The 17,913-nt window shown below is 67.5% G+C and carries 13 protein-coding genes and 1 pseudogene; 8 read left to right on the top strand and 6 right to left on the bottom strand.

Annotation, left to right across the window (positions count from 1 at the left end; genetic code table 11):
- The first annotated feature begins 281 nt into the window (after nucleotides 1-281).
- The gene (locus tag MZTS_RS19295; protein ID WP_192285059.1) at nucleotides 282-1,061 is read left to right on the top strand and encodes a DsbA family protein; all 780 of its coding nucleotides are present in this window, start codon (nucleotides 282-284) and stop codon (nucleotides 1,059-1,061) included.
- A 58-nt stretch (nucleotides 1,062-1,119) separates the two neighbouring features.
- On the opposite strand, the pseudogene MZTS_RS19290 reads toward MZTS_RS19295, so the two are convergent.
- Nucleotides 1,120-2,254, bottom strand: a pseudogene (locus MZTS_RS19290) (mechanosensitive ion channel family protein).
- Between the two features lie 566 nt (nucleotides 2,255-2,820).
- Between MZTS_RS19290 and MZTS_RS19285 the strand changes: the two are divergent.
- The gene (locus MZTS_RS19285; RefSeq protein ID WP_192285058.1) at nucleotides 2,821-5,913 is read left to right on the top strand and encodes a rhamnosyltransferase WsaF family glycosyltransferase; all 3,093 of its coding nucleotides are present in this window, start codon (nucleotides 2,821-2,823) and stop codon (nucleotides 5,911-5,913) included.
- A gap of 204 nt (nucleotides 5,914-6,117) precedes the next feature.
- On the opposite strand, the gene MZTS_RS19280 is transcribed toward MZTS_RS19285, so the two are convergent.
- The 5 genes from MZTS_RS19280 to MZTS_RS19260 all read right to left on the bottom strand — a co-directional run bounded on the left by MZTS_RS19280 (nucleotide 6,118) and on the right by MZTS_RS19260 (nucleotide 10,906).
- The gene (locus MZTS_RS19280; protein ID WP_192285057.1) at nucleotides 6,118-7,833 is read right to left on the bottom strand and encodes an AMP-binding protein; all 1,716 of its coding nucleotides are present in this window, start codon (nucleotides 7,831-7,833) and stop codon (nucleotides 6,118-6,120) included.
- Between the two features lie 153 nt (nucleotides 7,834-7,986).
- On the bottom strand, nucleotides 7,987-8,691 hold the full coding sequence (locus MZTS_RS19275) for a hypothetical protein (RefSeq protein ID WP_192285056.1): 705 nt from the start codon (nucleotides 8,689-8,691) through the stop codon (nucleotides 7,987-7,989).
- A 15-nt stretch (nucleotides 8,692-8,706) separates the two neighbouring features.
- Nucleotides 8,707-10,200 carry a leucyl aminopeptidase gene (locus MZTS_RS19270; protein WP_192285055.1) on the bottom strand — a complete coding sequence of 498 codons (1,494 nt, stop codon included), beginning with the start codon at nucleotides 10,198-10,200 and terminating at the stop codon, nucleotides 8,707-8,709.
- A 164-nt stretch (nucleotides 10,201-10,364) separates the two neighbouring features.
- Nucleotides 10,365-10,619: a type II toxin-antitoxin system RelE/ParE family toxin gene (locus MZTS_RS19265; RefSeq protein WP_343068808.1), complete on the bottom strand. Its 255-nt coding sequence runs from the start codon at nucleotides 10,617-10,619 to the stop codon at nucleotides 10,365-10,367.
- Nucleotides 10,616-10,906, bottom strand: a complete 291-nt coding sequence (locus MZTS_RS19260) for a type II toxin-antitoxin system ParD family antitoxin (protein ID WP_246482188.1) — start codon at nucleotides 10,904-10,906, stop codon at nucleotides 10,616-10,618. Before MZTS_RS19260 ends, MZTS_RS19265 begins: the two co-directional genes overlap by 4 nt.
- Before the next feature lie 208 nt (nucleotides 10,907-11,114).
- On the opposite strand from MZTS_RS19260, the gene lptF reads away from it, so the two are divergent.
- From lptF to MZTS_RS19230, 6 genes are all read left to right on the top strand, one after another.
- Nucleotides 11,115-12,284, top strand: coding sequence for an LPS export ABC transporter permease LptF (lptF, locus tag MZTS_RS19255; RefSeq protein WP_192285054.1), 1,170 nt, complete (start codon nucleotides 11,115-11,117; stop codon nucleotides 12,282-12,284).
- Between the two features lie 10 nt (nucleotides 12,285-12,294).
- Complete coding sequence (gene lptG / locus MZTS_RS19250) at nucleotides 12,295-13,383, top strand: LPS export ABC transporter permease LptG (protein ID WP_192285053.1); 1,089 nt, start codon at nucleotides 12,295-12,297, stop codon at nucleotides 13,381-13,383.
- Between the two features lie 75 nt (nucleotides 13,384-13,458).
- Entirely contained in the window at nucleotides 13,459-16,059 is a 2,601-nt protein-coding gene (locus MZTS_RS19245; RefSeq protein ID WP_192285052.1) for an LPS-assembly protein LptD, read from the top strand.
- 248 nt (nucleotides 16,060-16,307) lie between these two features.
- A complete protein-coding gene (locus MZTS_RS19240) occupies nucleotides 16,308-16,790 on the top strand; it encodes a tellurite resistance TerB family protein (protein ID WP_192285051.1) in 483 nt (160 codons plus the stop codon).
- 129 nt (nucleotides 16,791-16,919) lie between these two features.
- On the top strand, nucleotides 16,920-17,321 hold the full coding sequence (locus tag MZTS_RS19235) for a CidA/LrgA family protein (protein ID WP_192285050.1): 402 nt from the start codon (nucleotides 16,920-16,922) through the stop codon (nucleotides 17,319-17,321).
- Nucleotides 17,318-17,913: LrgB family protein (locus MZTS_RS19230; protein ID WP_192285049.1), on the top strand; the 596-nt coding region annotated here is incomplete at its 3' end. The genes MZTS_RS19235 and MZTS_RS19230, both read left to right, overlap by 4 nt.

Raw genomic sequence — 17,913 nt, 5'->3', positions numbered from 1 at the left:
GCGCGGCGGACCGTTTGTGCCATAGTGTCCTTCGCGAAGCTCCCGCCATGCCTTCGCGGCCCGGGAAGGTGGCCGCCGGCCGGGTGTTTCGTGAGGCGCTTCTTCGTGAGGCGCTTCGTGGGCATGTCCCGGGATCTCTGGATCACGGACCGTGCTCTGTGTGATGCCGTGTTTGCCGGTCAGCCGGCGGCCGTCTCGCTCGCCAATGCCCGAACACATCGTCCCGAGGGCGACCGGCCCGACAGGACGATGCGACGACAAGAACCCAGCCCGAGGTATCGATGCAGTTCTTCCGCTCCGTTTCCGCCCTCGCCCTCGTCGGCGGTCTCGCGCTCGGCGCGGCCGCGGGTGCCCGTGCGGAGGAGGCCGCCCTCTTCACCGACGCCCAGCGCAAGGCGATCGAGGGGATCGTCAAGGATTATCTGGTCAAGAATCCCGATGTGTTGCAGGAGGCGATCGCCGAGGGCGAGCGCCGGGCTCAGGAGACGCAGAAGCTCGCCCAGGCCGCCGCGCTCAAGGAAGCGCGCGAGGCACTGGTCAACTCGCCTCACGGCATCGTCGCCGGCAACCCCGAGGGCGATGTCACCCTGGTCGAGTTCTTCGACTACAATTGCGGCTATTGCCGCAAGGCCTTCTCCGACGTGCAGACGCTGATCAAGTCCGATCCGAAGCTGCGGGTCGTGCTCAAGGACTTCCCCGTGCTCGGCGCCGAATCGCTGGAGGCGAGCCGGATCGCGCTCGCCGCCAAGCAGCAGCTCAAGCCCGAGAAGATGTTCGATTTCCACGCCAAGCTGCTGGAGAGCAAGGGGCGCATCAACGGCGAGCGCGCCCTCGCCGTGGCCAAGGAGTTCGGGCTCGACCTGGAGCGCCTGAAGAAGGACGCGCAGGGCGCCGAGGTGAAGGCGGCCCTGGCCGAGAATGTCGGCCTCGGCGACAAGCTCAGCCTCTCGGGCACCCCCGCCTTCATCATCGGCGAGGAGATCCTGCCCGGCGCCGTCGGGGTCGAGCCGATGCGCAAGACCATCACCGACATGCGCCAGTGCGGCCATACCAGCTGCTGAGGCCGCCCCGTCATGGGGGCCGGCCGCAGGGGACGTGGCCGGATCGGCGCTTGTCCGATCAGGCCGCTGCGGCGCGGGCGTCGCTCCTGGCCGGGCGCCCGGCCTCGTGTCCGGCCTCGGGCCGCTGGCGATGGGGATCGGGCGGGTCGGGATTGACCCATTCCGCCCGCCGGCGCGGCAGCGCCGAGGGATGCTCCTTCTGCAGGAAGGCAATCATCTTCTCCCGTACCTCACAGCGGAGATCCCAGGTCTGCGGGGCGTTGCGGGCGCTCACCAGCATCCGGATCTCGATCACCCCCTCCTTGCCGTCCCAGAGCCGGGAGGCCTCCGCGATCCGCCCGAGTTCCGCCCGCATCGGCCCGATCGGCGGCATGTGACCGACAGAGACGAACACGCTGCCGATCAGGGAGGCGCCGTCCCGGGTCCAGTTCTGGAACGGCTTCTGGATGACATAGGTCAGCGGCAGCACCATGCGGCGCCAATCCCATAGCCGCACGACCACGTCGGTCGCAGTGATCTCCTCGACCCAGCCCCACGCGTTCTCGACGATGACCGCATCCTCGATCCGGATCGGCTGGGTGATGGCGATCTGGAGGCCGGCCACGGGGTTGGACAGCACCGGCTGCATCGCGAGCCCGAGGATCAGGCCGGCGGCCCCGGCGGAGGCCAGCAGGCTGACCCCGTATTGGCGCACCGGCTCGAAGGTCATCAGCGCGATCCCGATGGTGACGAGCGCGACCAGGATCAGCGCCGCCCGCTCGAGAATGCGCATCTGCGTGAAGTGCTTGCGGGCGAGCAGGGTGTCTTCCGCATCGAGCTTGAACCGGCGCAGGTAGATCACCGTGGCGATGTGGATCGCCGTGGCGCAGGCCCCGCCCACCAGCGTGACGAAGGCCACCAGCAGGACTTGGTTGACGACGAGCCGGACCTCCCAGGTCAGGGGCGCCGTGGAGGCCGCCGCCGCCAGGACGATGACCAGCAGGGCAAGCCGGCTCGGCCCCCGGCTCGCGACACCAGCGAGCGCCAGAACAGGCTCTTCTCGCTCACCGCCCGCCGCGCCCAGCGGAACGCCAACCCGTGCAGGGGCAGCACCAGGGCGCAACGCACGCCGATCAGGACGGGGCTCGCCACCCACCAGGGCGCCAGGCGAGTCCGCCGGTCAGCCGGTCGACGATCGTGTGGATCTCCGCCATCGGTCACCTCCTCGCAGGGAGGGAATGATCCCTGCGGATGGCGCTTCCGCATTGCACAAGAGCGCCGCGTGACCCGCGCATCGTGCAGGATTTCTGCCTGATGGATCTGAGGTTGGTTTCGCGGCACCGCCCAGCGGCCGAGTTCGCTGCAGACCTTGACGGTCGAGGCGATCACGCCGGGCCTATCGATAGGCTTTCGGTTGAATTCGTATAGCGATGAAGCAGGTCAGGCATACTGATCCATTTTTATGAAATCCAACGCAATAATGGTTTTGATCAAGTTATTCATATATTTCATGCTTTAAAATGGTGTGTATTTATAAAATATAATGCGTATTCATGAGGGTTTCCCGCCGAAAATCCCGTTCGATTCACTGCTTTGGCCCACATGACATCATGTCGAGCGCAGGGCGCTCGATGCTGACGGATCGGACGCGCGGCTGGGCTCACCCTTGCCATAAAAGCGATCCATATCGTATAGGTTGCCTTTAGCGCTGTGACCAATCAATAAAAAAACTTTAGATTAATTGGCCGGCCTTGTCGATTGAAAATATAAAGGTACGGGGATGAATCTTTTCGACGACACTTGGTATTCGATGCAGGCTGGTACGCGGTTCGAGCCGGGCGCTGCCGTTGCGCATTATTGCCGAGTCGGGAAGTTCAAGAATTTCAGCCCGTCGCCCTATTTCGACACGATGTGGTATGCCGCTGCCGCCGGGCTTGTGCTCGACAAGGTTGAAAATCCCTTCGAGCATTTCGTGACGGTCGGATCCGAGCGGTTTCTCGATCCTCATCCGCTGTTCAATGCCCAGTGGTATAAATGGAATTACATGGATGGGGCGGATCAAGGCACGTCGCCCTTGATCCACTACATCACGCAAGGCTGGAAAAACGGAACCAAGCCTCATCCGCTCTTTTGGGGGGATTGGTATCGTGAGAAATACATGGCCCAGAACGCGGGCATGGATCCATTTTATCACTATCTCGTCGAGGGGGAGAGAAACAATCTCAATCCGAATCCCCTGTTCGACGTCGAGTGGTATCGGCAGGCCTATGGGCTGTCCGCGCATGAGAGTGCGCTGAAGAATTACATCTATGGTGGCCATGAGGGCCGCGATCCGCATCCGGTCTTCGACTCTGCCTATTACCGGTCGATCGTTCCGTGCGACGGGACGAGCCCGTTGGAAGACTATCTGACGAAAAACACCGGAATCGATCCGTGCATCGTGTTCGATGCGAGCTATTTTTACGAGCAGCTGCAGCGCCAGAACGGCGATGCGGTTCGCTCAGACCTCCCGGCGCTCGTCCACTACCTCGAGCTTGACAACAAGACCGCGATCAATCCGCATCCGTTCTTCTCGAAGGCACATTACTATAGGAAGTACAAGGACATATCGCCGTCGAAGGTCGACGCGTTCGTCCACTATATGCGGTCCGGCCACAAGGAAGGTCGCCAGCCCCATCCTTTGTTCGAGCCGGGCCACTATGTCGAGCAATGTCCTGAGGCGAAGCAGGCCAATCCGCTCGTCCATTACTTGAGGAAAGGCGTCGACCTCAACCTCTCTCCGCGCGGTCCGAAGGTCGCGAATGTCGCGGAGAAGAAGTTGCCCGCGAGCCGAAAGGTCGTCAACCTTGTCGCGGCCGGCTCATCGGCCCCGGCGGGGGCGCTGGCGAACGCCCGGATCGGCGTCTTCGCGCACATCTTCCATACCGACCTGTGCGAATACGTTCTCAAATATACAAACAACATCCCGTTCGATACGACCGTTTACGTGACCACGTCATCGGCCAGCAAGGCCGATTTCATCAGGAAGACGTTCGGGCGGCTGTCGAAGCATCGCTACGAGATCGTGATCGCCCCCAATCGCGGTCGCGACATCGCTCCCATGCTGGTCGGGTATCGAAACGCATTCCAGAACTGTGATTATGCCGTGCATGTTCACACGAAGAAATCTCTGCATTACAGCAGCGGCTTCGATGCATGGCGGGATTATCTCTTCGAGATGAATCTCGGCTCGGCGGAGCTGATCACCGGGATCGTCAACGTTCTGTCTCGCTCGAACATCGGTGCCGTCGCGCCGGATCATTACGCTCCGATCGCGAAGCTGATTCAGTGGGGCGGGAATATCGACGCGATCAACGGATTGCTGTCCTTCACCGGCTTGAGCGTCGCCTCCGAAAACGTCCTGGATTTTCCGAGCGGATCGATGTTCTGGTTCAAGCCGGACGCATTGAGCAAGCTGATGGAGATTCATCTCCAGTCCTACCATTTCGACCCGGAACTCGGCCAAGTCGACGGCACCCTCGCCCATGCCATCGAGCGGAGTTTCTTCTATTTCGTTGAGGCGGCCGGCTTCGAATGGCTGATGCATGGGAAGTCGGGCGAGGCCGTCGACCTCGCGGGGGCGAGCACGTCACCCCTGCGCGGCAACCGGATTCTGCCGACGAACGAGGAACTGGGCTCCGTCAGAAAATACTACCCGGAATGCACGAAGTATCTGGTCGTTCCGAGCGCCGTCGAGAGACCGCGCCTGAACCTGATGATCCCGCTGGTCGATCAGAACAAGGGTTATGCCGGGGTCGCGACCGGCCTCGATTTCTTCATGCGCCTGCATCGGGAATTGTCGGACGCCTTCGATGCTCGCATCATCGCGACGGATGTGAGCCCGAGCAATCAATATGTCGCCCCGCCGGGCTTCGACTTCGTCGATCCGATGGAGGCCGATGCGCCGGGCGCCCTCACGGTCATCGACGGGGCTCGGCGATACCGCTACCCGGTGCCGTTCCGGAAGAACGACGTCATCATGGCCACGGCTTGGTGGACGGCCCACGGTGCGCTCGACATCATGAAGCAGCAGGATCGTCTGTTCGGGCGCTCCGACGCGAAGTTCGTCTACCTCATTCAGGACTTCGAGTGCGGGTTCTACCCGTGGTCGACGAAATATTCCCTCGCCGAGAATACCTATCTGCATCCCGAGAGCACGATTCCCGTGTTCAACACGGACGTTCTGAAGGAATTTTTCGTTCGGGAAGGATATTTCAAGGATGGGTTCGCGCTGAACGACAGCATCTCGCAGAAGATCAGTGGCTCGATCGAAAAGGGTCGGAAAAAAGAAAAGATCGTCCTGCTCTATGCCCGCCCGCATGCCGAGCGCAATTGCCTGCCGTTCATCGACATGCTGATCGACCACTTGGTCAAGGAGGATGCCGCGTTCTGGCGTGACTGGCGCTTCCTGGCGATCGGCGAGGATTTCTCGGGCGACCAGCTCAAATGCTCGGGCCGGATCGAGGTCATGGGCCGGCTCTCCCTCGCCGAGTACGGCAACCTGTCGTCGCGGGCGGCGCTCGCCGTCTCCCTCATGGTGTCGCCTCACCCGAGCTATCCGCCCCTGGAGCTTGCGAATGCCGGCGTTCTGGTTCTGACGAACGATTACGCCAACAAGCACATGTGCGATTGGCACCCCAACATCGCCTCCTTCCGGGCGTTCGATCTCGGCGATGTGTCGGCACGGTTCAGGTCGCTCGCCGACAGATGGATGCGGGATCCCGAGATCGGCTGGAAGGGCCGGCCGCAGATCGACTGGTTCTTCGATGGAATGTCCAACACCCGCTCGATCGTCGAGCGCGTGGCCGGTCAGGTGCGTTCGCTGATCGGCTGACATGGCCCTTTGATCGGACCGGAGGCCGGTCGCGGAACCCGCCGGAGCCCAAATCCGCCATCCCGAAGGGATCGAACGGATTTGGGATGAGAGCCGCTCAATCCGAGGGCGCCCGGCCGAACAGAATCGTCGCCGGCCGCCTTCCCCTGATCGCGGCCGCGCGGCCCCTCGACCCGGCGCCGCGGTGAGCGGGGACGAAAGCCCTCACCCGTTCACCGCGCCCTCCTCCCGCAGGGCGCGGCGCAGCACCTTGCCGACATTGGTCTTCGGCAGGCTGTCATGGAAGACGATCCGGCGCGGCACCTTGTAGCCGGTGAGGCTGGCGCGGGCATGCGCCTTCAGAGCGTCCGGTGTCACGGAGCGGTCGCGCAGGACCACGTGGGCCACCACCATCTCGCCGCTCTCGCCGCAAGGGGCGCCGACCACGGCGCATTCGAGCACCGCCGGGTGGGCGGCCAGCACGCCCTCGACCTCGTTCGGGTACACATTGAAGCCGGAGACGAGGATCATGTCCTTCATCCGGTCGACGATGCGGATCTGGCCGTCCGGCGTCATCAGGGCGATGTCGCCGGTGCGGAAGAAGCCGTCGGCGGTCATCGCCTTCGCCGTCTCGTCGACGCGGTTCCAATAGCCGGCCATGACCTGGGGCCCGCGCACGCAGAGTTCGCCCGGCACGCCGAAGGGCAGCACGGAGCCGTCCTCACCGCGGATCGACACCTCCGTCGAGGGTAAGGGAAAGCCGATCGTGCCGGTCCAGTTCTCGAGCCCGAGCGGGTTCACGCTCACCACGGGCGAGGTTTCCGACAGGCCGTAGCCTTCGAGGATGGTCCGGCCGGTGAGGGCCTTCCAGCGGGCGGCCACGGCCGATTGCACCGCCATGCCGCCGCCCACCACGTATTCGACCTTCGAGAAATCGACGCTGCCGATCTTCGGGTGGTTGTTCAGCGCGTTGAACAGCGTGTTGACGCCGGCGAAGTTGGTGAATCGCGTGCGGCTCAGGGTCTTCACGAAGCCGTCGATGTCGCGCGGGTTCGGAATCAGCAGGCAGCAGCCGCCCATCCGGAAGAAGAACAGGAAGCAGGCGGTGAGGGCGAAGATGTGGTAGAGCGGCAGCGCCGTCACCGCCACCCGCTCCAGCGCATCGTCCTCCGAGGCGCGGAACCAGAGCCGGCTCTGCTCGACATTGGCCATGACGTTGCGGTGGGTCAGCATCGCCGCCTTGGCGATGCCGGTGGTGCCGCCGGTATATTGCAGGAAGGCGATGTCACCGGGCGCGACCGCGACGACCGGCCGTTCCAGGCCGCGCCCGACCCGCAGCACCGCCTCGAACCGCAGCGTGCGCGCCGCCGGCAGCGCGAAGGGCGGCACCGCCCGCTTCACCCGGCGCGAGACGAAATCGACGATCCGCCCCTTCAGCCCGAGCCCGTCGCCGGGCCCCACCACGACGATCCGCTCCAGGCGCGGCATCCGCTCCAGCGCCTGCTCGACCGTGTGGCAGAAATTCTCCAGCACGAACAGGACGCGGGCGCCGGAATCGTTGATCTGCGCCGCCAACTCCCGTGGCGTGTAGAGCGGGTTCACGTTGACGACGGTGCAGCCCGCCACCAGCACGCCGAGCAGGGTGATGGGACAGGCGGGGACATTGGGCATCATCACCGCGACGCGGTCGCCGATGCCCTCGGCCCCCCGGCCGAAGCCGTGGGCGGACAGCCAGGCCGCCACCGCCTCCGCCGCGGCACCGACCTCGCGGTAGCGCAGGGTCGAGCCGAAACAGGTGATCGCCGGGCGCTCGGCGAAGCGCCGCACGCTGCGGTCGAACAGCTCGACCACGGTGCCGACCGAGGCGACATCGATCTCGGGGGGGATGCCGGGCGGATAGGCGGCCAGCCAAGGGCGCTCCGCGCTCCGGTCCTGCGCCATCCTCGTCCTCCCTGCCCGTCGCTGCGGGCGACTTCGACGGCCAGCCTCGCGCTGGCTCTGTCCTTCCCGTCGAGGCTTAAGCGGTTCAGGAGCGTCCGATCAAGCCGCCCGGCCGGCCACGCCGGTTTTGACATTCACGATCGCCCGCCGTCGTCATGCGGCACGGGTGGCGCGCCGCAGCCGGGCCGCGACCAGCAGCAGGTGCGGCAGGGCACCGGCCGTCAGCAGCCCGGCGGCGATGGCCGCATCGCGGGCATCGAGCGGTCGCCGCGGCCAGGGGCCGAAGCCGGCGTCGTGGGCGAGCCCGATCAGCGCGGCGGCGAACCACAGGGCGAGAAAGCCGGCAAGCGCGTGCAGGATCGCCCGCCCCGCCCGCCGCCGCCGGCTTCCGGGGCGCGGCGTTCCCGGGCGGCCGATCAGCGCCGCGCCGAGTCCTAGGGCACTCCCGAACAGGCCGGCCGCCGCCGCCGCGCCGAAGGCATAGGCCGCCGCCATCGGCGTCCCGTTGAGGAAGGCGCCGCTGCCCGTGCCGAAGCCCGCCCGCAGCACCATCCCGCCGAAGGTCGGATGCAGGCTGAGCCCGAGCAGCAGCCCGAGGCCGAGTGCTGCCCCGATGACGCGCCGAAGCGCGCCGCTGCGGCCCGGCGCCAGCGCCACGGCGAGGAGGCGGGCGACCCCGTAGGGGATGGCGAAGGCGAAGAGCGGGTAGCGGTCGAGGAAGAAGCCGTAGAAGCGCGCCGCCAGGTCCGGCGGCATCGCGCTGCGCTGGTCGAACCCGGTCACGAACGCGGCGGCCAGGGCGGAGAGCGCCGCGGCGAGGGGGGCCGCGGCGACGATCCAGGCGGTCGGGGCGGCCACCTCCTCCGTCCCGGTTCAGCGCTCGTAATGGTCGCGCACCAGCCGGTCGAGCAGGCGCACGCCCCAGCCCGCGCCCCAGCTCCGGTTGATCTCGGAGGGGGTGGAGGACATGCCGACGCCCGCGATGTCGAGATGGGCCCACGGCACGTCGTTGACGAAGCGCTTGAGGAAGGCGGCGGCCGTGGCCGCGCCGCCGTGGCGGCCGCCGGTGTTCTTCATGTCGGCGAATTTCGAGTCGATCGCCTTGTCGAAGGCCGGGATGAGGGGCATCCGCCACACCTTCTCCCCCGCCGCCTCGCCGGCCGCGGTGATCCGGGCCGAGAGTTCGTCGTCGTTGGAGAACAGGCCGGCGATGTCCTGACCCAGCGCCACGATGATCGCGCCGGTGAGCGTGGCGAGATCGATCATCGCCTTGGGCTTGTAGGTGGCCTGGACGTGCCAGAGCACGTCGGCCAGCACGAGGCGGCCTTCCGCGTCGGTGTTGATGACCTCGATGGTCTGGCCCGAGAGCGAGGTGACGATGTCGGAGGGGCGGTAGGAATTGCCGTCGGGCATGTTCTCGACGATGCCGATGGCGCCGACCACGTTCGCCTTGGCCTTGCGCGAGGCGAGCGCGTGCAGGGTGCCGACCACGGCGGCCGAGCCGCCCATGTCGCCCTTCATGTCCTCCATGCCGCCGGCCGACTTGATCGAGATGCCGCCGGAATCGAACACCACGCCCTTGCCGATCAGGGCGAGGGGCGGTGTGGTGGCGTCGTCCGCCCCGTTCCAGCGCAGGATCGCGACCCGCGGCTCCCGGGCCGAGCCCTGCGCCACCGCGAGCAGCGCGCCCATGCCGAGTTCCTTCATCCGCGCGAGGTCGAGGATCTCGACCTCGACGCCGAGGCGGGTCAGCTCCGAGACCCGGCGGGCATATTCCTCGGGGTAGAGCACGTTCGGCGGCTCGTTGACGAGGTTGCGCGCGAGGATCACGCCCTCGGCGACCCCGGCCGCGTCCTTCGCGGCGGCCTGCGCCGCGGCCGGATCGGCGACGAGGAGGGTCAGGGCGGTGCCGGTCTCGTCCTCGTCCTTCTTCTTGGTCTTGTACTGGTCGAAACGGTAGCTGCGCAGGCGGGCGCCGAGGGTGAAATCGGCCACGTCCCGGGCATTGCCGGCAAAGCCCGGCCAGTCGAGCAGGACGCGGGCGCTGCGGGCGCCGACCTTGCCGGCGGTGAAGCCGCCGAGGGTCGTCCAGTCGGTCTTGGCCCGGTCCTTCTCCGAGCCGAGGCCGATCACCACGAGCCGGTCGGCCTCGACCCCCGCCGGGGCCGGCAGGCTCAGCGCGGTCTGGGATTTGCCCTTGAAACGCTCGCTCGCGGCGGCGCGGGCCACCAGTTCGGCGCCCGGGCGCCCCAGGGACTCGGAGGCGGTGCCCGACAGGGCGAGGTCGTCGCCGACGAACACCACGAGGTCGCCGCCGCGCGCGCGCGACGACAGCGGCTCAAAGGCGATTTCGATCCCACCGGCCATATGCGCTTCGCTTTCCACCCGTCTGCCGCCGGCTCGTCCCGCGCCTCGCGAAAGCCGGCGAACCTGTGTACCCGCTGAGGCGCAGAACGCAACGCGCGGCGGGGACGCGGGCGTCTCGCGTCAGTCGGTCGGGAACAGGATCGCCTCGTAATCCTGTGCTCCGTTCAGCACCGCAGCACTTCGATCCGCTCTGCCTCGCAGCGGTCAAAGATCAGGTAATCGCCGTAGGGTCGCCGACGGATGCCTGCGGCTTCGCGGCCGGGCAGCAATGGGAAGGCCTGAGGCATGAAGCCGAGGTTCCGGCAGCGCTTCTCCAGCTCGGCGACGAAGCTTGCCGCGCGTGCCGGGTTGTCCTGCCCGACGAACCGGCCGATGCGAAGGAGGTCGCCGATGGCCGCCTCCGTGAGGACGACGCTCAAGACTGCCCGTTCTCGCTCTCGATCCCCAATTCCGCGCGGATCCGGGCGAAGGCCTCACCAATCGGAACGACACGCCCCGCCTCGGCATCCGCAATGCCCTCCGCGAGCGCCGCATCGAGGGCTCGAAGCTTGGCCTCGCGGTCCTTCTCCACAAGGTATCGGCTGCGTACCAAGTCGCGGATGTATTCGCTCGTGGTCGCGAAGGCGCCTTCGCGCACCTTGTCGCGCACGAACTGCTCCAACTCACGCGTGAGCGTCACGGTCATTTGTCCGGTCGGGGTCGGCATTCCCGTCTCCTGCGATGCCTCTCGAAAGAAGGTACAGTGAAAATCACTGATGCCTAGGGGCGAGGGGCGGAGGCCTATTCGGTGCTGCCGCGAAAGGGCCTCATTCCGGGCGCCCGAAGCCGGCAGTCTCGGCAGAGGTCTGGCCCCCGGCCCGGCCGCCGGCACGATCGGGCGGCGGCGAAAAGGGGTGTGAGGGTCGAACGCGCGCATGACGCAGATCGAGCGCTACATATTCAGGATCGCGCTCGGGGCCTTCCTCACCTGCCTGATCGGGCTGACCGGCACGATCTGGGTGACGCAGGCCCTGCGCGAGCTCGACCTCGTCACGGCCAAGGGGCAGACGCTCCTCGTCTTCCTGTTCATCACCGGACTGTCGCTGCCGACGCTGATCACGGTGATCGCGCCGGTCGCCCTGTTCATCGCCTGCGTCTACGCCCTCAACAGGCTCAACGGCGATTCCGAGCTGATCGTGATGTCGGCCGCCGGCATGCCGCCGCGCCAGCTGCTGCGGCCCTTCGTGACGCTGGCCCTCGCCATCAGCGTCGTGACCGCCTTCCTGACGATCCAGGTGATGCCCTCCTCCTTCCAGGAGCTGCGCGACGTGCTGACGCGGGTGCGCGGCGATTTCGTCGCCAACGTCGTCAAGGAGGGCCAGTTCACGGCGCTCGACAGCGGCATCACCTTCCATTTCCGCGAGCGCGGCGCCGACGGCTCGCTCCAGGGCCTGTTCATCCAGGACAAGCGCGAGGCCGGCAAGGCGGTGGTCTACCTCGCCGAGCGGGGCCGGGTGACCGAGGTCGACGGGCAGACCTACCTCGTTTTGGAGAAGGGCAGCATCCACCGCCAGCAGAAGGACAGCCGCGATTCCTCCATCGTGAGCTACGAGCGCTACGCCGTCGATCTCGCCGCCTTCACCCCGCCGGATTCCGAGACGGTCTACAAGCCGCGGGAGCGCTCGACCCTGGCGCTGCTCTTCCCCGATACCCGCGAGGGCTACTACGTCCTGCAGAAGGGCCGCTTCCGGGCGGAGCTGCACGACCGGCTCTCCGCCTGGCTCTATCCCCTGGCGCTGGCCTTCATCGCCTTCGCCGCCCTCGGCGATCCGCGCACCACGCGACAGGGCCGGGGAATGGCGGTGGCGGGGGCGGTGCTCGGCGTCGTGGCCCTGCGCATCGCCGGCTTCGCCGCGAGCAGCGCCGCCGTGCGCAGCCCCGGCGCGGTGGCGGCGATCTACGGCGCGCCGCTCGCCGCCATCGCCCTCTCCTGCCTGCTGATCTTCGGCGGAGCCCGGACCCGCGCGGCGGGCGAGCGGCTCGGACATGCCTGGAGAGGGCTGCGCGCCGCCCTGCGGCGGCGGCCGCAGGCGGGGCGGGCGTGAGGCGCGCGCCATGCTGATCGGCGCGACCCTCGGCCGCTACTTCGCGTGGCGCTTCGTGCGCACCATCCTGGGCGTGTTCGTCACGGTGTTCGCCCTCGTCTACACCCTCGACTTCGTCGAGCTGCTGCGCCGGGCGGGCGATTCGGAGGGCGCCTCGACCGGGCTGATGGCGCAGCTCGCCCTGTACCGGACCCCGGCGGTCGCCGAGAGCGTGCTGCCCTTCGCCGTGCTGTTCGGCTCCATGGCCGCCCTGCTCCAGCTCTCGCGCAAGCTCGAACTCGTGGTGGCGCGGGCCGCCGGCATCTCCGCCTGGCAGTTCCTCCAGCCGGGCATCTTCGTCGCGCTCGCCGTCGGCGCGCTCACCATCGGCGCCTACAACCCCCTGTCCGCGGCGCTCAAGCAGCGTTCCAGCGAGATCGAGGCGAAGATCTTCGCCAAATCCACCAAGGCCGGCACCGGCAAGGATCTCTGGCTGCGCCAGCGCAGCGTCGACGGGCAGGCGATCATCCGCGCCGAGACGGCGGTCGAGGGCACCACCACCCTGGCCGGCGTCACCGTCTTCCTGTTCGACGAGGCCGGCCTGTTCACCGCCCAGGTCGAGGCGGCGCGGGCGATCCTGCATGACGGCTGGTGGGAATTGCGCGACGTGCGCGTTCTCACACGGGAATCGCCGCCGGAGAGCCACGAGGTCTACCTCGTCGCCTCGACCCTCGATCCGAGCCAGATCCGCCAGCGCTTCACCCCTCCGGAATCTGTGCCCTTCTGGCAACTTCCGGAGACCATCGCACGTCATGAGCGGGCGGGGCTGGATGCCACGCGGTATCGCCTTCAATACGATGTGCTGCTGGCAACGCCCCTGCTCTATCTCGCGATGGTCCTCGTGGCGGCAACGGTTTCCTTAAGATTCTTCAGGTTTGGTGGGGTCGGCAAGCTGGTGCTCGGCGGGGTGGCGGCGGGCTTCGTGCTCTACGTCGCCCGGCAGGTCATGGAGGGCCTCGGGGCGTCGGGCATGATCGCGCCGGCAGTGGCGGCATGGTTCCCCGCCGTGGTAGGGAGTTTGCTCGGTACGCTCACGCTTCTCTATCAGGAGGACGGCTGATGCAGGGTCTTCCGGGTGGCGGGGCTGTCGAACGGGATCGTCGTGCAGGGGGCTGCACAGGGGTTGAGGGACGCGTTGCGTAAGGTCGCCGACATCGCGATCACGGTCTCGATGGCCGCACTGCTGACGGCAGCCTCCGGGCTCGCCGCGCCGCGCGCCCATGCCGATCCGTCTGCTTCTACCGGACTGGGGAAGCTGGCCGGCTCCAAGGACAAGGAGAAGGGCCAGCGCCTGCTCGTCGAGGCCGACGAGCTGATCTACGACAACGACCACAACACCGTGACCGCCCGCGGCAATGCCGAGCTGCATTACGGCAGCCGCACGCTCCAGGCCGACCGGGTGCGCTACGACCGGGGCACCTCGCGGGTCTTCGCCGAAGGCAATGTGCGCCTGACCGACGAGACCGGCGCCCTCGTCACCGGCGAGCGGATGGAGCTGACCGACGACTTCAAGGACGGTTTCGTCGACGCCCTGCGCATCCAGCAGACGGTTCAGATCAAGGGCGAGACCGTGCGCACCCGCATCTCCGCCCCGCGGGCGGAGCGCATCGCCGGCGAGCAATCGAGCTTCGACTACGCGACCTACACCGCCTGCGAGCCGTGCAAGAACAATCCGGCGACGCCGCCGCTGTGGCAGATCAAGGCCGCCAAGATCATCCACAACAACGAGACCCACACGATCAGTTACGAGGATTCGACCCTCGAACTGGCGGGGATCCCGGTCGCCTACCTGCCCTATTTCGAGTCGGCCGACCCGACGGTGAAGCGCAAGACCGGCTTCCTGACGCCGCGCTTCATCACCTCGACGGCCATCGGCACCGGCGTCGCGACGCCGTTCTTCCTCAATCTCGATCCGAGCTACGACCTGACGCTCTCGCCGGCCTTCGTCTCGCGCCAGGGCGTGCTGGGCCAGGCCGAGTTCCGCCAGCGGCTCGACAGCGGCTCCTACAACCTGCGCCTGTCCGGCATCTTCCAGACGACGCCCTCCGCCTTCCTGCCCGGACCGCTCGGCGCCGCCGACCGCGAGTTCCGCGGCTCGGTCGAATCGCGCGGGCGCTTCTACATCAACGACCGCTGGCGCACCGGCTGGGATCTCGTCGGCGTGACCGACAAGTGGTTCCTCGACAATTACCGCATCCGCAACCAGAGCATCACCACCGACTATTTCCGCGAGGCGGTCTCGACCGCCTACCTGATCGGCCAGGGCGACCGGTCGTGGTTCGAGGCGCGGGGCTACTACTTCAAGGCGCTGTCGAGCTTCGACTGGCAGAAGGAGCAGCCCGTCGTCCTGCCGGTGATCGATTACGACAAGCGCATCGACGGGCCGAAGCCGCTGGGGGGCGAGGTGCGGTTCGAGGCCAACGTCACCAGCCTGACCCGCGAGGCGACCGACTTCCAGGGCATCCCGCGCACGGGCAGCTACCTGTTCGCCCCGAGCTACAACGGCGTCAGCTACCCGCTCTACGAGACCTGCACCAGCTTCAACCGGACCGCCTGCCTCGTGCGGGGCTTGGGGGGCACCGATACCCGGCTGTCGGCCCAGGTCTCCTGGCGGCGCAGCTTCATCGACGATGCCGGCCAGGTGTTCACGCCGTTCACCTACCTGCGCACCGACGCGTTCTTCGTGAACCCGAGCCTGTCCGGCTACCAGAACCCGCTCGTCAACAGCATCACCACGGTGGATGACGGCTTCTCCGGCCGCGTCATGCCGGCGATCGGCATCGATTATCGCTACCCCTTCGTCGCGGATTTCGGCGCGCTCGGCGTCCACACCCTGGAGCCCATCGCCCAGGTGATCGCCCGGCCCTCCGAGACCCGCATCGGCCGGCTGCCCAACGAGGACGCGCAGAGCCTCGTCTTCGACGACACCTCGCTGTTCGAGTGGGACAAGTTCTCCGGCTACGACCGGGTCGAGGGCGGCGTGCGGGCCAATCTCGGCGCGCAATACTCCGTCGTGACCCCGACGGGGTGGTACGCCAACGTGATGTTCGGCGAGTCGATCCAGGTCGCCGGCGTGAACTCGTTCCGCCGCGGCGACATCGCCAATGTCGGCCTGGATTCCGGCCTGGAGAACCGCCGCTCGGACTTCGTCGGCCGGTTCCAGCTCTCGCCCAACCAGAACATCAGCTTCATCAGCCGCGCCCGGTTCGACCAGAGCGATTTCAGCGTGAACCGGTTCGAGACCGGCGTGACCGCGCGCTTCGCGCCGTTCCTGCCGCTCGAAACCTCGCTGTTCTACTCCTACTACGAGGCGCAGCCGGCGCTCGGCTTCTCCCATCGCCGCGAGGGCGTGACCGCCTCGGCCACCTACCGCATCACGCCGAACTGGTTCATCACCGGCTCGGCGCTGGTCGACCTCACCCACTATCTCGACACCCGCGACACCTTCGCGGATCTCTACACCGCCTATCTCGCCAACCCGGTCGGCCTCGCCCCGGTCTACAGCAATCCGGGCAAGGCCTACCTGTCCGGCATGAGCCTCGGCGGCGGCTACCAGGACGAGTGCACCACGGTCTCGCTCAACTACATCGTCTCGCCCATCGCTACGGCGATCGGCGTGCGCGAGCGCAACCAGACCGTTCTTCTCCGGCTGGAGCTGAAGACCCTCGGCGAGGCGGATCTGCGCCAGAACGTCAGCAGCGCAACCACCGCCGACGGGATCGCCTCGGTGCGCTGAGGCGCCGCCGCGAAGGGCAGCGGTGCAGCCGGGTCACGCCGGCGGCGAAAGCGCAGGCAGGACCCTGCCCCGGCCCGATCCTCGCTTGACCGCATCCGGCGCCCGCCCGACTTTGGCGCCCGCATCGGTCCCTCGTGGCTGTGCGGGCCCCGATGCGAGCCGATGGCCGGGGGCCTGAGCGAAGCCGAACTCCGCCCTTCCGACGGAATCGAACGGGGTTCGTACGACATCACCGGACGGGAACGGGCATGGCTCTCCTCCAGCGTCTTCTTTCCTACGCCTCGTCGGCCTTCGGCCTGCCGGCCGCGGCCGAGCCCCTGCCCGACGGCAGCGAGGAGTATCTCGCGGCGACCGCCCTCCTCGTCCATGTCGCCCGGGCCGATGGGGTGCTCGACCCGGCGGAATCCGAGCGCCTGGTCCGCTTGGTGCGCCGCCGCTATGCCGGCAGCGACGCGGAGGCCGAGAGCCTGATCGAGCGCGCCGCCGCCTTCGAGGCGCAGACCCGCGACATGGCGAGCTTGGTCGAACTGGTCCGCGACGACGGCGATCCGGAGCAGCGCGGCCGGCTCCTCGCCATGGCCTGGTCGGTGGCCGGTGCCGACGGCGATCTGCATGAATTCGAGGAGGCGCTGGTCTGGCGCCTCGGCAAGCTCCTGGGCTTCGGCGAGGCGGCGATCGCCTCGGCCCGCGACCGCGCCCTGCGCGATCCGGCGGCCACCGCCGGCGCATGATGACCCAGTCCTGGGTTTCGAAAGGGCGAGCCCTTTCGCGGGTCCAGGGCAGAGCCCTGGTGGGGACGGTGGGGCGCTGCCCCGACACCCCGCCGAAGGGATGATCCCTTTGGGATCCCGGATCGTTCGATGATCGTCAGCCTCACTCTGATCCTGTTTGCCCAGCTTCTGGGCGAGGTCGTCGCCCGCGCCGCCGGCCTGCCGGTGCCGGGGCCGGTGATCGGCATGGCGCTGCTGCTGGGCTTCCTCGTGCTGCGCGACCGGACCGCTCCGGCCTCCACGCGCTGGCTGCCGCCGCCGCTGGTCGATGGCGGGATGGAGGGCGTGGCCAAGGGGCTGCTCGCGCATCTCTCGATCATGTTCGTTCCGGCCGGTGTCGGCATCGTCGGCAAGCTCGACGTGCTGGCGAGCCACGGACTGGCGCTCGCCGTGGTGCTGTGCCTCTCGGTGACCCTGACGCTGGCGGCCACCGTCCTCACCTTCGTCGCGGTCTCCCGCCTGCTGGAGCGGTCGAGGGGGGACCGGACATGAGCGGCGAGTTCGCCCTCTGGGTCTATCTGACCCGCACGCCGCTGCTCTGGCTCACCGTCACGCTGCTGGCCTATGCGGTGGCCGACCGCCTGTTCCAGGCTGCCGGGCGCCACCCCATCGTGAACCCGGTGATCCATGCGATCTGGATGATCGGCCTCGTCCTGACGCTGACCGGCACGCCCTACCCGACCTACTTCCAGGGCGCGCAATTCGTGCACTTCCTGCTCGGCCCCGCCACGGTGGCGCTGGCGGTGCCGCTCTACGAGCGCCGGGCGACGGTGATGCGGGCGCTGCTGCCGATGCTCGCGGCGCTGGTGGTCGGCTGCATCACCGCGATGACCTCGGCCCTGGTCTTCGCCAAGCTCGCCGGCATCCCCGCCGACGTGCGGCTGGCCATGGCCCCGAAATCGGTGACCACGGGCGTGGCCATGGGCATCGTCGAGGCGCTCGGCGGCGATCCGACGCTGGCCGCCGTCCTGGTGATGCTGACCGGCATGGCCGGCGCGGTGATCGTCACCCCCTTGATGCGGACCCTGCGCATCGAGGACATGCGCGCCCGCGGCTTCGCGGCGGGGCTCGCCGCCCACGGGCT

The sequence above is a fragment of the Methylorubrum zatmanii genome, from assembly GCF_014845115.1.
GTDB lineage: Bacteria > Pseudomonadota > Alphaproteobacteria > Rhizobiales > Beijerinckiaceae > Methylobacterium > Methylobacterium zatmanii.
The sequence above is the reverse complement of the archived record's forward strand: the minus strand, read 5'-3'. Positions and strand labels throughout refer to the sequence as shown.

Bases quoted from the DNA above. Each gene is read 5' to 3' on its own strand.
- MZTS_RS19295 (WP_192285059.1), top strand. From the start codon at position 282: ATGCAGTTCTTCCGCTCCGTTTCCGCCCTCGCCCTCGTCGGCGGTCTC.
- MZTS_RS19285 (WP_192285058.1), top strand. From the start codon at position 2,821: ATGAATCTTTTCGACGACACTTGGTATTCGATGCAGGCTGGTACGCGG.
- MZTS_RS19280 (WP_192285057.1), bottom strand. From the start codon at position 7,833: ATGGCGCAGGACCGGAGCGCGGAGCGCCCTTGGCTGGCCGCCTATCCG.
- MZTS_RS19270 (WP_192285055.1), bottom strand. From the start codon at position 10,200: ATGGCCGGTGGGATCGAAATCGCCTTTGAGCCGCTGTCGTCGCGCGCG.
- MZTS_RS19260 (WP_246482188.1), bottom strand. From the start codon at position 10,906: ATGCCGACCCCGACCGGACAAATGACCGTGACGCTCACGCGTGAGTTG.
- lptF (WP_192285054.1), top strand. From the start codon at position 11,115: ATGACGCAGATCGAGCGCTACATATTCAGGATCGCGCTCGGGGCCTTC.
- lptG (WP_192285053.1), top strand. From the start codon at position 12,295: ATGCTGATCGGCGCGACCCTCGGCCGCTACTTCGCGTGGCGCTTCGTG.
- MZTS_RS19240 (WP_192285051.1), top strand. From the start codon at position 16,308: ATGGCTCTCCTCCAGCGTCTTCTTTCCTACGCCTCGTCGGCCTTCGGC.
- MZTS_RS19235 (WP_192285050.1), top strand. From the start codon at position 16,920: ATGATCGTCAGCCTCACTCTGATCCTGTTTGCCCAGCTTCTGGGCGAG.